The 17,539-nt window shown below is 70.3% G+C and carries 14 protein-coding genes; 5 read left to right on the top strand and 9 right to left on the bottom strand.

Annotated features, from left to right (window positions below):
• The first annotated feature begins 6 nt into the window (after positions 1 to 6).
• The 4 genes from J7D54_RS13850 to J7D54_RS13835 are packed head-to-tail and all read left to right on the top strand — an operon-like array spanning position 7 to position 6,239.
• A complete protein-coding gene (locus J7D54_RS13850; protein ID WP_182763143.1) occupies positions 7 to 2,619 on the top strand; it encodes an AMP-binding protein in 2,613 nt (870 codons plus the stop codon).
• On the top strand, positions 2,616 to 3,653 hold the full coding sequence (locus tag J7D54_RS13845; protein ID WP_182763144.1) for an extracellular solute-binding protein: 1,038 nt from the start codon (positions 2,616 to 2,618) through the stop codon (positions 3,651 to 3,653). Before J7D54_RS13850 ends, J7D54_RS13845 begins: the two co-directional genes overlap by 4 nt.
• Positions 3,637 to 5,172 (top strand): iron ABC transporter permease, encoded by a 1,536-nt coding sequence (locus J7D54_RS13840; protein WP_182763145.1) that lies wholly within the window; start codon positions 3,637 to 3,639, stop codon positions 5,170 to 5,172. The genes J7D54_RS13845 and J7D54_RS13840 overlap by 17 nt, the downstream gene beginning before the upstream one ends.
• Positions 5,169 to 6,239, top strand: a complete 1,071-nt coding sequence (locus J7D54_RS13835; protein WP_182763146.1) for an ABC transporter ATP-binding protein — start codon at positions 5,169 to 5,171, stop codon at positions 6,237 to 6,239. The genes J7D54_RS13840 and J7D54_RS13835 overlap by 4 nt, the downstream gene beginning before the upstream one ends.
• A 13-nt stretch (positions 6,240 to 6,252) precedes the next feature.
• Here J7D54_RS13835 and J7D54_RS13830 read toward each other — a convergent pair whose 3' ends face one another.
• From J7D54_RS13830 to J7D54_RS13790, 9 genes are all read right to left on the bottom strand, one after another.
• Complete coding sequence (locus J7D54_RS13830; RefSeq protein WP_182763147.1) at positions 6,253 to 7,239, bottom strand: aldo/keto reductase; 987 nt, start codon at positions 7,237 to 7,239, stop codon at positions 6,253 to 6,255.
• Between the two features lie 70 nt (positions 7,240 to 7,309).
• Positions 7,310 to 8,554 carry a hypothetical protein gene (locus J7D54_RS13825; RefSeq protein ID WP_182763148.1) on the bottom strand — a complete coding sequence of 415 codons (1,245 nt, stop codon included), beginning with the start codon at positions 8,552 to 8,554 and terminating at the stop codon, positions 7,310 to 7,312.
• Entirely contained in the window at positions 8,551 to 9,525 is a 975-nt protein-coding gene (locus J7D54_RS13820; RefSeq protein ID WP_182763149.1) for an aldo/keto reductase, read from the bottom strand. The genes J7D54_RS13825 and J7D54_RS13820 overlap by 4 nt, the downstream gene beginning before the upstream one ends.
• Positions 9,526 to 9,601: 76 nt before the next feature.
• Positions 9,602 to 10,228, bottom strand: a complete 627-nt coding sequence (locus J7D54_RS13815; protein WP_182763150.1) for a GNAT family N-acetyltransferase — start codon at positions 10,226 to 10,228, stop codon at positions 9,602 to 9,604.
• A gap of 24 nt (positions 10,229 to 10,252) precedes the next feature.
• Complete coding sequence (locus J7D54_RS13810; protein WP_182763151.1) at positions 10,253 to 11,035, bottom strand: GNAT family N-acetyltransferase; 783 nt, start codon at positions 11,033 to 11,035, stop codon at positions 10,253 to 10,255.
• A gap of 58 nt (positions 11,036 to 11,093) precedes the next feature.
• Positions 11,094 to 12,413 (bottom strand): alpha-L-fucosidase, encoded by a 1,320-nt coding sequence (locus J7D54_RS13805; RefSeq protein WP_182763152.1) that lies wholly within the window; start codon positions 12,411 to 12,413, stop codon positions 11,094 to 11,096.
• A complete protein-coding gene (locus J7D54_RS13800) occupies positions 12,407 to 13,963 on the bottom strand; it encodes a M81 family metallopeptidase (protein WP_182763153.1) in 1,557 nt (518 codons plus the stop codon). The genes J7D54_RS13805 and J7D54_RS13800 overlap by 7 nt, the downstream gene beginning before the upstream one ends.
• Positions 13,960 to 14,922, bottom strand: a complete 963-nt coding sequence (locus J7D54_RS13795; protein WP_209455155.1) for an ROK family protein — start codon at positions 14,920 to 14,922, stop codon at positions 13,960 to 13,962. Before J7D54_RS13795 ends, J7D54_RS13800 begins: the two co-directional genes overlap by 4 nt.
• 60 nt (positions 14,923 to 14,982) lie before the next feature.
• A complete protein-coding gene (locus J7D54_RS13790; RefSeq protein ID WP_255433483.1) occupies positions 14,983 to 16,119 on the bottom strand; it encodes an ROK family transcriptional regulator in 1,137 nt (378 codons plus the stop codon).
• 123 nt (positions 16,120 to 16,242) lie between these two features.
• On the opposite strand from J7D54_RS13790, the gene J7D54_RS13785 reads away from it, so the two are divergent.
• Entirely contained in the window at positions 16,243 to 17,538 is a 1,296-nt protein-coding gene (locus J7D54_RS13785) for an ABC transporter substrate-binding protein (protein ID WP_182763155.1), read from the top strand.
• Position 17,539 lies beyond the last annotated feature (1 nt).

Below are 17,539 nucleotides of genomic sequence, written 5' to 3'. Positions count from 1 at the left end.
AACCCGGTGCAAGAAGCGTGGACGCTGACCAAGGGTCGGGCCCTGAGTCCGCTCCCTCTGTCCCAGCGCGTCGCCGGCGCGGCGCCGGCGCTCATCGCCGGGGACGGGGAAGTCGTCGACCACGCCACGCTGCGTCGGCGGGTGGACGAACTTTCGGCCCGCCTCCGCACGGGCGACCGACGTCTCGCTCACGTCCAGTTGCGCCCCACCGTCGACGACATCGTCGGCTACCTGGCCCTGCTCGAGGCCGACCATGTCGTGCTGCTCCTGCCCGAGGGCCACGGCGCAGAGGCCGTGCGCCGGGCCTGGCCGGCCGACCTGCAGCTGGTCGACGGTGACATCGACTTCCTCCACGAGGATCCGGAGCCGCGACACCTCCTCCACCCGGATCTCGCGCTGCTGCTGAGCACGTCCGGCAGCACCGGTTCCCCCAAGCTCGTGCGGCTGTCGCATGCCAACCTCACCTCCAACGCCCACGCCATCGCGGCGGCGCTCGGCCTCACGGCGCACGATCGCGGTGCGACGAGCCTCCCGCTGCACTACTGCTTCGGGTTGTCCGTCCTGCACAGCCACCTCGCTGTCGGGGCGTCGGTCGCCCTGACGTGCGGCTCCGTGCTCGACGACGACTTCTGGACCGCCGTCGACGCGGGCGTCTCGACGCTGGCCGTCGTCCCCCACATGGTGGAACTCATGGAGACGACGGGGGTCCTCGATCGCCCGCACCCGTCGCTCCGGCTCATCACGCAGGCCGGCGGCCGCATGGGGGAGGACCGGGTGCGACGCACCGCCCAGCTGGGCGCGCGCCACGGATGGGGGGTCGCCGTCATGTACGGCCAGAGCGAGGCCACCGCGCGCATCGCCATCCAGTCGCCGGACGCCACGTTGTCGTCGCCGGGCACCGTGGGCACCCCTGTCCCCGGCACCGAGGTGCGGCTGGACCGTGCGGTGCGTGAATCCGACGGCACCAGCGGCGAGATCGTCGTGACCGGCCCCGGCGTGATGCTCGGCTACGCGCAACACCCCGACGACCTCGCCCTCGGCCGCATGGTCACCGAGCTGCGGACGGGCGACCTCGGCGTGCTCGACGGCGGCCTGCTGCGCATCGTCGGGCGGCGCTCCGGGTTCGTGAAGGTGCTGGGGCTGCGCATCGACCTGGCCCGCGTCGAGACCACCCTCGAGCACGAGGGCCTGGTGGTGTGCGTCACCGGGGACGACACCGGCCTGCGTGTCGCCGTCGAACCCGTGCCCGGGGAGGTCGCGGGCGACACGGCCAGCCGGGTCCGTCGCCTCGCCGGCCACGCCGCCGGCGTCGGGGTGGGCCACATCCGGGTGGGCGTCCTCCCGCTGGCCCGCCTGACCAACGGCAAGGTGGACCGCGCCGGCTGCGACGCCCTCGTCCGGGCTACAGACCCGGAGGAGTGCGCAGATTCGCGGCAGCGGATCGACGCCCCCGGTGTCGCCGTCCGTGTCGCCGGGGTGCTGCGCGATGTGCTGAGCCTGCCCGACGTCGACCTGGACCGGTCCTTCGTCGCCCTGGGGGGCGACTCCCTCACCCACGTGCAGGCCTCTGCCCGGCTCAGTTCGCTGCTCGGCGACCTGCCCGCGGACTGGCACCACCGCCCCGCGCGCAGCCTCGTCGACTCCGCCGCCCCGGACGACGTCCGGCCCGCGCCGGACCGTCGCTGGCAGCGCGTCGAGATGTCGGTGGTCCTCAGGGCCGTGGCGGCCATCATCATCTGCGGCTCGCACGCCGAGCTGTTCCGTGTCCTCGGTGGCGCCCACACCCTCATGGCCGTCGCCGGTTACAGCACGGCCATGTTCGGCCTCTCGGCAGCCGGGGCCGTCGCCCGCTGGCGCGCCGGCGCCAGGCTGGTCATCGGCGTGGCAGTGCCCACCGTCGTCACCGCCCTCATCGGCATGGCCTACGGCCGCTACGGCTGGGGCAACGTCTTCCTGGTGAACTGGGCCACCGGCAACATCTCCACCGGCGGCCGCAACGAGTTGTGGTTCGTCGACGTCCTGGTGTTGGCGGTTCTGGTGGTGACCGCACTGCTGTCGTGGCCGGCCATCGCCCGGCGCTGGACCGACGACCCGTGGCGGGTGGCGATGGGGCTGCTCCTCGTCGGGCTGGTGGCGCGCTTCATCATCCTCAGCTTCGAGCACGACGGCCCGATGCGTGGCGTGCTGCCCACCGTCTTCTGGCTGTTCGCCGCCGGGATGGCGCTGGCCGTCGCCCGCACCCGCCGTCGCACGGAACTGACGCTGGCGATGGCGCTGCTGGGCACCCTCGGCTACTTCCCGGACGACACCGCGCGCAACCTGGTGATCGCGGGCGGCATCATCGCCCTGGCGCTGGTGCGCAGCGTCCCGCTGCCGCGGCTGGTCGTCCCCGTCGTCACGGTGCTGGCCGCCGCCAGCCTGCACATCTACCTCATCCAGTTCCACGTCCTGACGTTGGTGTCGCGGACCCTCACGGACCACGGGTTGGTGCGCACCGTCGCCGCCCTCGTCGTGGGCGTGCTGCTCTGGCGCGTCACCGCCACGCCCATCGCCCGCCTCCAAGACCTCCTCGTCCCCCTCCGCAGTACTTCCCCCACCCCCGAGAGGACCACCCCGTGACCCCCCATCTCAGCCGACGCCTCCTCCTCACCGCGTTCGCCCTCACGCCGATCGCAGTTGCAGCGTGCAGCCGCGACGACGGCGGTGAGGAGTTCGTCGCGGACCCCGAGGCGCTCCTCATCTACTCCTCGCAGCACGAGAACGTGACGGCCGCGTGGGCCGAGGCCTTCACGGCGGCCACCGGGGTGAAGACGCAGGTGCGTCGAGGCTCCGATTCGTCCATGGGCCACCAGATCGTGCAGGAGGGGGACCGCAGCCCCGCCGACGTGTTCCTCACGGAGAACTCCCCGGCCATGACGGTGGTGCAGCGCGCCGGTCTCCTCGCGCCCGTCGTCGCCACCACGCTGGAGCAGGTGCCGAGCGCCATGGCGCCGTCCAGCACCGACTGGATCGCGATCGCCGCCCGCTCGACGGTGCTGTGCTGGAACACCTCCGAGATCAGCGAGGCGGAACTGCCGAAATCGATGATGGACCTGGCGGATCCCGCCTGGGACGGCCGCTGGGGCTGCGCCCCCGGCGGGGCCGACTTCCAGGCCATCGTCGCGGGCATGCTCGCCGACCGCGGCGAGGAGGAGACCGCCGCCTGGCTCGTCGCCCTGCAGAGGGGTGCCAACGCCTACCAGAACAACATCGCCACGATGAAGGCCGTCAACGCGGGCGAGGTGCCGGTGGGCGTCATGTACCACTACTACTGGTACCGCGACCAGGCCGGCAACAAGGAGGGCTCGGGCAACACCCAGCTGCACTACTTCGGCAACCAGGACCCGGGCGCCTTCGTCTCCCTGTCGGCCGGCGGCGTGCTCGCCAGCAGCGACAAGGCCGAGCAGGCCCAACAGTTCCTGGCCTACATCACCTCGCCCGAGGGACAGAAAGTGCTCGTCGACTCCAAGTCGATGGAGTACGCGGTGGGCGTGGGCGTCGCCTCGGACCCCGCGCTCCCGCCGCTGGAGAGCCTGGACAATCCGCCGGTGGACCCGTTCACGCTGAACTCGGATGAGGTCACCAAGCTGATGACTGATGCCGGCATCCTCTAGCCGCCCCTGGCTCCAGGTGGCCGCCGCCCTCGTCGCGGCGATCGTCCTGCTCCCCATCGTCGTCACGGTGGCCAGCGGGTTCGGGGTGGGCTGGTCAGAGGCGGCCGCCTACCTCTTCCGGCCGCGGATCGGGATGCTGCTGACCAACACGGCCGCTCTCATGGCCATCACCCTGCCGCTCGCAGTCGCGATCGGCACCGGGGCGGCCTGGCTGGTGGAGCGCACCGACCTCCCCGGCGCCGGCGTCTGGCGCGCCCTGATGCTGGCGCCCCTCGCCGTGCCCGCCTTCGTGGCCAGCTACGCCTGGACCTCCTGGCAGCCGGCCCTCGTCGGCCTGGGCGGTGCCGCGCTGGTCACCACGCTGGCCTACTTCCCGTTCGTCTTCCTGCCGGTGGCCGCGCTGCTGCGGGCGCTCGACGAGGGAGAGGAGGAGGCTGCGCGCTCCCTCGGGCTGGGCCCCTTCGCGGCCTTCCGCCGGGCAGTCCTCCCTCGCCTCCGCCCCGCCCTGAGCGGCGGGGCCCTGCTGGTGGCCCTCCACCTCCTCGCCGAATACGGCGTGCTGGCCATGATGCGCTACCAGACCTTCACCACGGCGATCCTGCAGCAGTACGCCGTCGGCTTCAGCGACGCCCAGGGCTCGCTCCTGGCCTCCGTCCTCCTCCTGCTCTGCCTCGGCCTCCTGACGCTCGAGGTCGTCGGCCGCGGCTCGCGGCGCGTCGCCAGGATCGGGGCGGGCAGCATGCGGCCGCCGTCACGCGTGCCGCTGGGCAGGTGGACGTGGCCGGCGCTCGCCGGGCTCACGCTCCTGACCGCGCTGTCCACGGCGGTACCGGTGGTGCTGGTGCTGCGGTGGCTCCTCACCGGAACCAGCCAGTCCGGGGCCGTGGCCGACGACCTCCTCCGCGTCACCGCGTCGACTCTGGGGCTGGCCGTCCTGGGTGGCCTCACGGCCGTGGTGGTGGCGTTGCCCGGAGCGCTGCTCCTCAGCAGGGGCGGCGGCTGGGTCGCCACACTCCTCGAGCGCGCCACCTTCGTCGGCAGCGCGCTGCCCGGCGTGGTCGTGGCGCTGGCGCTCGTCGGTCTCGCCGTGACCTGGGCGCCAGGGCTCTACCAGACCGTGGCCCTGGTGGTGGTGGCGTACGCGGTGCTCTTCCTGCCCCGCGCGATGGTCTCCCTCCGCTCGGGGCTGGCGGCGGCCCCACCGGAACTGGCGGAGGCCGCGCGCTCGCTGGGGCAGGGCGGGGCGGGCGTGTTCCGGCGGGTGGTGCTGCCCCTGGCGGCGCCGTCGGTGTTGGCCGGTTTCGTGCTGGTGGCACTGGCGATCTCCACCGAACTCACCGCGACGCTGCTGCTCGCCCCCACCGGCGCCGACACGCTGGCGCTGTCGTTCTGGGCGGCCAGCGACGAACTCGACTACGCGGCCGCCGCGCCGTACGCGGCGATGATGATCGTGCTGTCGGTGCCGCTGACGGTGGTGCTCCGGCGCCAGATCACCCACGACAGAAGGGCCACGAAATGAGCGAGGTGCTCGTGCGCGAACTGCGCGCCGGATACGGGGCCAGCGAGATCCTCCACGGGGTCAGCCTGCGCGTCAAGGAAGGCGCGACCACCGCGATCCTCGGCGACTCCGGCTCCGGCAAGACGACGCTGCTGCGCGCCATCGCCGGCTTCCTCCGGCCGACGGCGGGGGAGATCAGCGTCGGGGGCCGCGTCGTCGCCGGCCCGCGCACCTGGGTGGCGCCCGAGCGACGCGGCGTCGGCTACGTCCGTCAGGAGGGGGCGCTGTTCCCGCACCTCAGCGTGGCGGGGAACGTCGCCTTCGGCCTGCCCCGTGCCGGCCTCCGGGGCCGCGAGCGGGCCAACCGGGAGAGGGTCGCCGAACTCCTGGAGCTCGTGGAACTGCCGCCGGAAATCGCCGGCCGTTACCCCGCGCAGCTCTCGGGTGGACAGCAGCAACGCGTCGCGTTGGCCAGGGCGCTGGCGCCGCAGCCCAGCGTCGTGCTGCTCGACGAGCCGTTCTCCTCCCTCGACACCACCCTGCGGCACGCGACGCGGGAAGCGACCGCGCGCGCCCTCCGTGCCGCCGGCGCCACGGTCATCCTCGTCACCCATGACCAGGGGGAGGCGCTGTCCTTCGCAGACGAGGTGGCGGTGCTCCGCGGGGGCCATGTGCTCCAGGTGGCCGCCCCCCGCATCGTCTACGGCGAGCCGATCGACCCCCAGGTGGCGTCGTTCATGGGCGACGCCGTCATGGTGCGCGGTGAGGGCGTCGGCCCGGAGGTGCGTTCAGGCCTGGGAATGCTCTCGGTGGTCGGGTTCGTGCCGCGCGGACCCGTCGACGTGCTGCTGCGGCCGGAACAGATCCGGCTCACGCCCCCCGAGCAGGGAGCGGTCAGCGGCGTCGTCACCACCGTGCGCTTCTTCGGCCACGACGCGGTGGTCGACCTCGATGTCGCCGGCGACGTGCAGGGCTGGGCCGGCGGGCCGCTGTCTGTGCGGGCGCGCGTGCACGGGAACGAGACTCCGGTGCTCGGTGCCCGGGTGGGCCTGCGGGTCGTCGGTCCGGTGCGGGTGTTCAAGCACTGAGGCGTGCACGCCGTCACCAGCGGTCGTGGACGTGGCTCCTGATGTACTCGTCGTAGATCCGTTCGCACGCGTCGAGCTGTTCCCGGGTAAGGGGCAGCAGGGAGCCGGCGGCCGCGTTGGCCTTCGCCTGGTCCGGCCGGCTGGCGCCGGGGATCACGACGGAAACACCGGGCTGGTCGATGATCCAGCGCAGCGCGAACTGGGCCGGGGTGACGCCCTGCGGCACGATCGACGCGAACTCGCGGGCGGCCGCGACCCCGACGTCGTAGGGCACGCCGCTGAACGTCTCGCCTTGGTCGAACGATTCGCCGTGCCGGTTGTACGTCCGATGGTCCTGCGGCGCGAAGGTGGTGGATTCGGTGAACCTGCCGGTCAGCAGGCCGCTGGCGAGCGGGACCCTGGCGATGATGCCGACGCCGGCCTCCATCGCCGCGGGCAGGACCTTCTCCAGTGGCTTGCGGCGGAAGACGTTGAGGATGATCTGGATGCTCGCCACGCCGGGGCGGGCGAGGGCCGTCATCGCCTCGTCGACCGTTTCGACGGACACGCCGTAGTTGCGGATCCGTCCTTCCTCGACCATCTCGTCGAGCACGTCGAAGACCGTGTCGTCGGAGTAGACGGGCGTCGGCGGGCAGTGCAGCTGCACCAGGTCGATGGTGTCCAGCCCGAGGAGAGCGCGGGAGCGGTCGTTCCAGGCGCGCAGGTTCTCGCGGGTGAACGTCTCCGGCACGTGCGGGCTGGCGCGGCGGCCGAGCTTGGTCGCGACCATGATCGAATCGTCGGCGCGCTCCTTCAGGAACCGGCCGACGAGTTCCTCGCTGTGGCCGTCGCCGTAGACGTCGGCGGTGTCGAAGAAGGTGACGCCCTCGTCGGCCGCCGTGTGGAGGACGGCCATGGCCGCGTCGTCGCCGACGTCGCCCCAATCGCCACCGAACTGCCAGCACCCCTGGCCGACGACCCCGATGTCGCGGCCAGTCTTACCCAATGTTGACTTCTGCATGCCTCCACCTTGGCACAGCCGTCGACGGGGCGCTGAGGGGGGCCGCCGTTGCATGACCCCGGAGACCTCCTCAGCCGGCCCAGACGTCCTCGACGTAGCGGCCGCTGATCATCAGGTCGTGCAGCCACGCCTCGGCGTCCTCCTCGGATCCGTCGGTGTGGTCCCGGAACAGCTGCCGGAAGCCGGCGCGTACGTCGGGGGCCATGTACCGGCCGTCGCCGCAGACGCGCACGTGCGCGCCCTGCTCGAGCAGGCGCCACACCTCGTCGCCCTCGCGCGCGATCCGGTGCTGGACGTACCGCACGCCGTCGTGGGCCGCGCGCGAGAAGACGGGACGCAGGCTGATCACACCGGCCGCGTCGGCCGCCTCCAACTCCTCGCGGTGGAGGAAATCGACGTCCGGGTGCCGGCAACCGAAGTAACACAGCACGGTCCCGCGTGGGGCGTGCCTGCGATCCGCGATGGCGGCTCGGAACGGGGCCAGCCCCGTGCCGGCGCTGATCAGGATGACGGGGATCGACGGGTCGTCGGGCAGGCGGAAGGCCTCCTGGCAGGAGACCGTCCTGGCGTGGAGCACGTCGCCGGCCTCCACGCCCCAGAGGAAGGCGGAGGCCACCCCGGTGTAGGTGCCGAGGCCCGCGCGATGCGGTTCGTCCAGGAAGGAGACCAGCAGTTCAGCCTCGTGCGGCCGGTCCAGGGGAGAGCTGGAGAGCGAGTAGCTGCGGAGCCGGATGGGGCGCACGAGGTCCAGGTACGCGTCGAGCGTGAGGGCGCAGGAGGGGAACTCCTCGAGGAGGTCCAGGACGGTCCGCTCCCGCTCGGTGACCTGCTCGCGGAACTCCTCGCGGCCCAGGGCCGCGAGAGCAGCGAGCTGGTGCCGCTCCCCGTCGTCTGACGCGTGATCGGCAAGCTTCGCGACGCTGATGGCGCTGGGCGGGAAGCGCAGCTCGACAAATTCGGTGAGGAGTTGGTGCACCGTCAGCGGGACGCCGACGGGAAGCCCCCGTCGCCCCTTCTCCAGCGTGACGGTGTGCGTCAGCTCCAGGCCGAGGCGGGCGGCTACGCGCCTGACCAGGGCCTCCGGGTTGCGGGGGAGGAGGGCGAGGTGGTCGCCCGTGCGGTAGGGCATGTCCGGCGGCAGCTGGACCCGCAGGAACCGTTTGGGTTCTCCGAGGGGGTGGCTGGTGTCCACCAGGTCGCGTGCCTCGAGCACCGGCATGGGCGCCACGTGGTAGCGCTGGGCAAGGACCTGGAACACCTCATCAGACCGCGGGGCGTCCCGCAGCCGGGCGCTTTCCTCTTCCGGGCCGGTCACCAGGCGTAGGCCTCCGGGGCCGGTCCGCCGGGGCCGGGGAAGATCTCGTCGAGGCGTGCCAGTGCGGACTCGTCCAGGCTGATGTCCAGGGCGTGGAGTGCGCCGTCGAGCTGCTCCATGGTGCGGGGGCCGATGATCGGGCCCGTGACGCCGTCCTGGTGCAGCAGCCACGCGAGCGCCACATCGGCGGGCTGCTCGCCCAGTTCGCGGCAGAACGACTCCCACGCATCCAGTTGTTCGCGCATCTCCGCGACGCGCCGCAGCATCTGCTCGTCGGCGCGGCGGCCGGATTCGATCTTCTGCAGGACACCGCCCAGCAGGCCGCCCCCGAGCGGCGACCACGGGATGACGCCCAGCCCGTAGTGCCGGGCGGCGGGCAACACTTCGAGTTCGACGGTGCGCGCGGCCAGGTTGTAGAGGGACTGCTCGCTCACCAGGCCCAGGCTGTGGCGCGCCTTCGCGGCCTCGACCGCAGCCGCGATGTGCCAGCCGGCGAAGTTCGAGGACCCGACGTAGACGATGTCGCCCGCTGCCACCAGACGGTCCATGGACTGCCAGATCTCCTCCCAGGACGTGGCGCGGTCCACGTGGTGCATCTGGTAGAGGTCGATGTGGTCCGTCTGCAGGCGCTGGAGCGACGCGATCGCTGAACGCCGGACGTTCACCGCCGAGAGCTTGGAGAAGTTGGGCCGGTCTTCGTCCAGGGTGGAGCCGTAGCACTTGGTGGCGAGGATCACCTCGTCGCGGCGGCCGGACTTCTTGAACCAGCGCCCGACGATCTCCTCGGTGCGTCCGCGGTGACCCTTGCCGCCGTAGCCGTTGGCGGTGTCGAAGAAGTTGATGCCTGCGTCGAGGGCGCGGTCCATGATGGCGTGCGCGTCCTCCTCCGACGTGTGTGGCCCGAAGTTCATGGTGCCGAGGACGAGACGGGAGACCTGGAGACCGGAGCGGCCGAGGTGCGTGGTGTGCATGGGTGATTCCCTTCAGCGATCGTGCCTGACTGCGACTCTAGCTCTGTCATCCCTTGACCCCGATCTGGGCCGCGAGCTAGGCGCTCAGTCGCCTCTCCAACCCGGCCTTCACGGCCGGCCACTCGTCGCGGAGGATCGAATAGACGACGGTGTCGCGGAAGGTGCCGTCGGCGCGCACCTTGTGTCGCCTCAGCACTCCCTCCTTCGTCGCGCCCAGCTTCTCGATGGCCGCCTGGCTGCGGAGGTTGAGGGCGTCGGTCTGGAGCCGCACCCGGCCGAACCCCAGGTTCTCGAACGCCTCCCTGAGGAGCAGGTACTTCGTCTCCGCGTTCACCAGGGAGCCCCACCAGCGGCGTCCGTAGACCGTCCAGCCGAGGTGCACCGCCTCGTTCTCCGGCTCAGCCTCTCCCAGGGACGAGGCGCCGACGAGCGTTCCCGCCGGGCCGAGGTCACCGTCGCCGGTGAGCCGCACCACCCACGTCACGCGGGACGCATGTGCGGCGGGTGTCGCGGCCCAGGCGGAATAGACGCGCCGGAGGGCCTCGGCGTAGCTCCTGGGCGGCGGGTACATGACGAAACCATGCTCGTGCAGGCGCGGATCAAGCACGAGTTCGGCCAACTCGTCTGCGTCTGAGGCGCGGAACGGCTCCAGGCGGACGAGCCGGCCGCTCAGCGTCTTGGGCTCAGGCGGTGTCGCGACCATGGAAAAACGCTACACCGGACGCCATCAGGATTGGAGTCCCAATGATTCATGGGCCTGCTGGAGCACGGTGAGCTGGGCGGTGAGGTTGACCAGCGCATTGCGCACCTCGTCGGTGTCCTCCGCTGCGGCAGGGAGGGCTGGGAGGTCGCTGGTGCCGTGGGCGTCCAGGACAGGGGTCCACCCGCCGAGACGGGCCTCGAGACCCGCCCTCACCCGCGGCCAGTCCTCCGTGATGATCGAGTAGAAGACGGAATCCCTGGAGCTGCCGTCGGCGCGGATCTTGTGCCGACGCAGGACGCCCTCGCGCACGGCCCCCAGCTTCTCGATCGCGGCCTGGCTGCGGACGTTGCGCACGTCGGTCTGGATCTGGACGCGGCTGTAGCCGAGGACCTCGAACGCCTGGCGCAGCAAGAGGTACTTGCCCTCGGGGTTCACCGGAGCACCCCACCAGCGACGGCCGTAGATGGTGAAGCCGAGGAAGGTCGCCTGGTTGCCGGTGTCGAACGGCCCCAGCGAGGTGGTGCCCACGAGGGTTCCGGGGGTGCCCAGCCCGCCGTCGCCGGTCAGCCGGACGGCGTAGCTGAGGCGGTCTGCGCTGCCGGCGCGGGTGCGGTTGGCCCACCAGGCCCAGACGCGTTCGACCGCTTCAGCGTGGGTCGACGGGGTGGGATACATGACGTATCCGTTGGTGTAGAGGGCCGGGTCGAGCAGGAGGCTGGCCAGCTCGTCGGCGTCGGATTCTGTGAACGGCTCAAGCCGGACGAACCGCCCGGTCAATGGCTCTGTAGAGGGCGGCAGCGCGACCATGGGAGAAAAGTAGGGCCGTGCCTCGGAAGCGATGCAAATCGACGCGTGTTGTGGGCTTTCATCCCACTCGCGCCACCGCCACGGGGCTTGTCCGCAGCGCTTCCGGGACCACGGCGATCCCGTCGTGGACCACTGTTTCGGAACCGCCCAACCAGTGCACGATCCGGGCCGAAGACAGCTCGGGCGGAAGGGTCAGCCGGCCCTCGCCCGGCGTGAGGAGATGGCAGTAAACGGCACCGTCGGCATGGGTGTAGCGCACCTGAGCGTCGCCACACCGCAGCCACGGCCGCGTCGTGAAGATCGCCTCGCCGTTGACGGCCAGCCACGCGCCCAGCTCCTCCAGCGCGCGCAGTTGCAGTTCGGGGATGGTGCCGTCGGCACGGGGCCCCACGTTGATCAGGAGGTTGCCGTTCTTCGACACGACATCGACCAGATAGGCGACGAGTTCTGCGCCAGACATGGAGGCGCGTTCGTCCTCAACGCGGTTGTAGCCGAAGGACTGCCCCAGGCCACGGCACGCTTCCCACACCTGGGGCAGAGTCTCGTTGACATGTGTGTACTCCCGGGTCACGAAACCGTGGGTGGGGATGCCCCAGCGATCGTTGACCACGCCAGAGGGCACGGCGCTCAGGTAGTCCTGGAAGAGCTGCGCCAAGCCGTAGGGCTCGTGGCCCTTGCCGCCGTCTGGCCAATCGATGTCGTTCCACAGCACGTCTGGGCTGAACCGCTCGATCAACTCCCGGAGCTGCCGCGCGGAGTACTGCGCGAACTCGGCGTCGTTGCGCCTCAGGGCGAACAGGTCGCGGTCTGACTGGATGGGCGGAAGATCGCTCACGTGCCAGTCCAGAGCCCCGGAGAAGTAGACGCCGAAACGCACGCCGGCCGCCCGGGCCGCGTCGTGCAACTCGGCGATGAGGTCACGATGGGGCCCCCGTCGGGCGGTGGAGAATGGCGTGGTCTCGGTTTCCCACAGGCACAGGCCCTCATGGTGCTTGGTGGTGGGAATGATGTAGCGCGCGCCCGAGCGGAGGACCTGGCTCACCATGTGGCCGGCGTCGAAGCGCTCTGGGTGCCACAGGTCGACCAGATCCTCGTACGACGTGCCCTGACCGTAGGTCTCCACGTGGTGGCGCTGGGTGGGACTGCCGGGAATGCGCCAGGTGTTGCCGTACCACTCTGCGTACTCGTGGAGAGCGTACGCCTCCTCGGGCTGTACGTTGCGTTCGCCGTGGAGCTGCGCCCACGCCGGCACCGAGTAGATGCCCCAGTGGATGAAGATGCCGAGCTTCGCGTCGCGGTACCACTCCGGCACGCTGAGATCCGGGTAGTCCGGGGCGACGGCGAACTGGGGCCCGATGCGCGTGTCGAAGTTCAGCATGGGAAGGCTCCTCGTGAGAGTTGGGGTTCGAACATGGTCTGCGGCCCGTTGGTGTCGAAGGGCCACGTGCCCGGCAGCAAGCGGTGATGCCCCAGCCGTTCAAGGTTCTGATCGACGCCGCCCGGCGTCAAGGCCAGGGTCCAGCCCTCCGCGAGATCGTGAAGTTCGGGCTCCAGGTAGCCGATCTTCACCACAACGATGTCGGCCTCGCGCGGATCGAGCCCGAGGCGCGTGAAGTCGGCCAGGTGATGGAACGGCTTGCGGCGCTCCGAGATGATCGCGTGCACCGCCCCCCGCTGTACGACGACCTGGGTGCCGCCCACCGGATCGCCTTCGACGACGGCCCGGACGATGCCGTCGAGCTGCGCCGGGGTTGCCGCCTCGTCGACGTTGCCCCCCACGCCTAGTTGCACGCGGGCACCCACGCCCGCCGCCGCCGCCGCCGCAACTGCTGCGGCGTCATTGATCGAGGCGTGGATGACTGTGAGGGTATCGTCCGTCAACCGAGGATCCGCGATGAGCTGCGTGAGGGACCACGAACTGTCTCCGGCCCCGCCTGCTGTCGGGTTGTCGCCCGAATCCGACACCACATGCGGATGTTTTGCGTCCGGGCAGAGCGCGATGTCGATCGCCTCGGCGAACGTTCCGGTGGGCCCGACGAATTCGAACTCGTCGCGCACTGCCCAGAACGCCTCTGCCAATTGGCGAGCGCCGTCGCGGACGGCAGGCTCGGCGTCGCCGGTCACGACGACCACCCCATGGCAGCGGGGTTCGTCGGCCCAGGCGTAGCCCACCCAGATTGCAGCGTCGAGCACGCCGTCGCGTGCCTCCACCTGCGGCACCAACCGGTAGAGCGACCTGGCTGGCTCCACCCTGGTGCTGGTCTTCTCACCCGGCAACAGTATGGGCACCCGAACCCAGGCCTTCAGGGGGCGGCGCGACTCCGGGTCGCTCCCGCCGTCGGCGCGGAGCCGCGCGAGCAGGTTGCGGGCGGCGCGTTCGCGGGTGTTCTCCTCATCCTCGTGAGGTGCCATCCGGTAGCACGTCACCAGATCCACCTGCGCCAGGAACTCGGGAGACACGTTGCCGTGGAGATCCATGCTGGCCGACACCAGTGTGTCCCGGCCGAGCGCCGCCCGCACCGCGCGGGCCAGGTCGCCCTCGGCGTCGAGCATCCCGACGACGCTCATGGCACCGTGGATGTCGAGCAGGAAGCCGTCGAAGGGTCCCTCTGCGTGGATGCGCTCGACGAGTTCGTCGCGCATCGCCAGGTACGCCTCCTGGGCCACCGGTCCGCCGGGCAAGGAGCGGCCGTGCAGCAGCGGAACCCAGTGGGCCGCTTGCCGCAAGGGCTCACCCTCCCGGAGGAACGGGTGGTACGCGAGCAACTCCTCGCCGCGTCGCTGCACGAAATCAGTCAGGGTCGCAACGTGGCGGCTGAACGTGCTCGACTCGATGGCGATGCCGCCGACGCCCACCCTGGGTTGTGAGATCCCCGTGAGGGCGACAGGTGGGAGCGGCTCAGACCGGATCTCCGATGCTTCTCTCATGCCATGTCTCCTGCCGAGTCAACCGTATCCAGCGCGAGGGTTGCGGCGCCGATCGCGGGGTTGGTCAATGCCGCCAACCGCACAATGAGTTGGCGCCCGCTGATCGGCGGGTTCTCCGCCACCGTCGCTTCGAAGGAGGGCCGCCAGAATTCCCATGCCTTGGCCACCCCGCCGCCGATGACGACGTGATCGACGTCGAAGAGTGTGCCCGTGGTGAGGACGGCGTTGGCCAAGGCCTGACCCGCGTCATGAAAGACGGCGAGCGCGACCTCGTCACCGGAAGCGGCCCGTCGGGCGGTCTCCTGCCCGGTGAGGGGTGAACCGCCGGTGCGCTCGGCGTAGCGCAGGCCGATGGACCGCCCCGAGGCAACGGTCTCGAGATGGCCGATCCCGCCGCACGTACAGCGGTGGTCCGAGTGGCGAGGCGTGTGCCCGATTTCACCTGCACCGCCATGAGGGCCCTCGAACAGGTGACCGGCCAGCATGACCGCTCCTCCGACGCCTGTGCCCAGCATCACGCCCAGTGCGTTCTCAGCCCCGCGCAGCGCGCCCCAGCGGACCTCGCCGACGAGGAATGCGTTGACATCGTTCGCGACGGTGACGGGGCGTCGGATGAGCGCTTCGAGCTCGGCACCGATGCGCCGACCCACCCAGTCGGTGAAGAGCTGCGAGGCGGCCAGGACGGTGCCCGTGGCCGAATCGATGATGCCCGCGGCGCCAAGGCCGAGCGCAGCGATGGGGCTGCCGACCTCACGCTCCAGGGATTCGATCGTGGCGGCAACGGCCCGCAGCACAGCGCCTCCACCCCCTGTGGGAGCGGCCTCCGTATGGGAGGCGAGGACGTCGCCCGACCTCGACACCAGCACGGCGGCGATCTTGGTGCCCCCGATGTCCACCCCGGCGAGCAGGGCGGGCCGAGGGGGGTCGTCGATCGCTACCGGCGTCTTTGCAGGCTGCACAGCTTGTCCTCCTTGAAAGGTGCTGGCAGCAGGTTATATCGGAGCCGAAATAAATGCCAGTCAGAGATTGACGCGCCGCGCGATCATGAGTGAGGCAGCGCCGATCGCCTCCGCCGAGGCGTCCCATTCGCGCACCTGCAGAGCGGGAGGAATGGCCATGGTGGGGCTCGTTTCACCCAGTCCAGCCTGGAAACTGGTCTGAAGGGCGGGCCAGAGCGGCAGCGACTGGCCGGTGAGGAGCACCGTGCTGAGCCCGGTCATGGTGCAGGCGCCGCCGACGGCGCGCCCGAGCCAGTAGCCCGCTCGGTCCATGATCGCTCCTGCCCGCGGAGCCGCGGCGGCGAGTTCGGCGAGGTCCTGGGCGGAGGCGGCCTCCCGGCCGGTGCTCCGGCTGATCGACTTCATGAGGTCTCCCAGGCCCACCAGCACCTGCAGGCAGCCGGTGTTCCCGCACGGACAGGGGGGCCCGAGTGGGTCCACCGAGACGTGGCCGATCTCTGTGGACGCACCCTTTTGGCCGCTGAGGATGTGGTGGTCTCGGACCACGGCCATGCCGACGCCGTAGCCCAGCGAGACGAGCATGAAGTCTGCAGGGTTCTCGGCCCCTGTCCGGAAGAGTTCGCGGTAGGCCAGGGCGCCGATGTCGTTGACGAGGAACGTGTCCATGCCACTGTCGGCCTGCAGCATGCTGGCCAGGCCCAGGTCTCGCCAACCGTGCACCACGGAGATGGCCACGCGGGTGGCGTCGGCGCTGATGACGCCGGAGATGGCCACGGACAAGCCCCACCAGTCGGCGGCAGCATCCTGTTCGACGAGACGCCTCACGTGTCGGCCCAGTGCCCTGCTCAGCTCTCGCGGCGAGTTGGTCGACACCTCGACGGTGGTCACCTCGAGTGCGGCGCCGTCGAGACCCACGGTTGCCACGGTCGCCTGGCCGGGGTTGATCCCCACTCCTACGACGCGGCCGGCGTCTGGCACCACCTCGAGCGGCACTCGGGGGCGACCCGACCCGAGGATCTGCGCCGCCCCCTCGCGCAGGATGCCCATGTCGATCAGCCGTCGCACCTGCGTGCTCACTGTTGCGGGGCCGAGACCCAGCCGGGCCACGAGATCACTGCGGCTCTGGTTGGGCTCGCTCGCCAAGCTGGCTAGCAGTTGGCCCCGTGAAGCTTGACCACCCCGTCCGAACGGCTCCATTGACCTTCTCCCCTCAGGTGCCTGCGGCCATTGTGTCGCGTACCGGCAGGAATTCGGCAACCCCACTTGACAACCACTTAATTCGGAGGCAAATTAAACCTACCTTGTATCTAGGAGGAAGCAATGAAGCTTAACCTTGTCGGCATCGGTGCCGTCACTCTCGCGGCTGCCCTCGGGTTGGCTGCATGCGGCTCGAACGCCAGCCCCACCGGAAACGAAGAAGAGTCGTCCCAGGAAGGGCAAGCCGTCACGCTCGACTGGGGCTTCTGGAACCAGGGCGATGACGGCAACAAGATGTGGCAGGGCCTCGCCGAGGACGTCACCGCTGAGCATTCCAACATCACCGTGAAGCTCACCAGCCCGCCGTTCGCCGACTACTTCACCAAGCTCCAGTCTCAGCTCGCCAGCAATTCCGCTCCCTGCATTGTCAGCATGCAGAGCCTGCGGCTGCCCGCCTTCGCCGAGGCCCTGGAGCCCATTGATGAATTGATGGCAGCCGAAGGATTCGACCCCGAAGAATGGAACCCCGCCGCGCTCAAGGCCCTGCAGCTCGACGGCAAGCAGTACGCCATGCCCTACGGCATCTCCACCATGGCGCTGTACTACAACAAGGATCTCTTCGCCGCCGCGGGCGTCGACGAGCCGGAGCCCGGCTGGACGGTCGAGGACTTCGAGGCCGCCGCCAAGACCATTACGGAGAAGACCGGCAAGCCGGCCTTCGGACAGAGCTTCTCGGATCTCCACATGTTCTCGCAGCTGCTCGCTTACAACGGTGCCCGCCCCGTCTCCGATGGCGGCACGTTGGAACTCACCACCGACGCCATGCGCGAAGCGTTCACCTGGTACACCGGTCTCGCCACAGAACAGGGCGTTGCGCTCGTTCCGGCCAGTTCCTCCGATGTTCCCTGGGGCGAGCAGCAGTTCGTCGCCGGCAACGCTGCGATGGCCGTCGACGGCACCTGGAACCTGGCCTCCGACGCCAAGGAAGCCACGTTCCCGGTCGGCGTGACCACCCTCCCCATCGGGGATGGCGGCGTGTCCTCGTTCTCCGCCAACTCCGGGTTCGGCATCGCCAAGTCCTGCGAGAACAAGAAGGAAGCGGCCCAGGCCATCGCGATCATCACCGGTGCTGACGGCCAGGAGAAGACCGCCACCTCCGGCACCATGCCTGGCCGTCTTGCGCCGGCCGACCTCTTCTACGAGGGCCTGGCCGCCGCTGTCGACGGTGACAACCCCGGATACTCGGAGCAGGCCCGCCTGGTCGTCGAGGAAAGCAGCAAGGGCGCCGTGCCGTTCGTGCCCACCTCGAACTGGGACGCGGTCACCAAGTCCATCGCCCGCGAGTTCATCCTGGCCTACACCGGCAGCGCCACCCCGGAGGCAACCCTCGACAACGTTCAGGCGTCGGCGGGCAACTGAC

Origin of the sequence: Tessaracoccus sp. MC1865 (assembly GCF_017815535.1) — a bacterium.
Lineage (GTDB): Bacteria > Actinomycetota > Actinomycetes > Propionibacteriales > Propionibacteriaceae > Arachnia.
The sequence above is the reverse complement of the archived record's forward strand: the minus strand, read 5'-3'. Positions and strand labels throughout refer to the sequence as shown.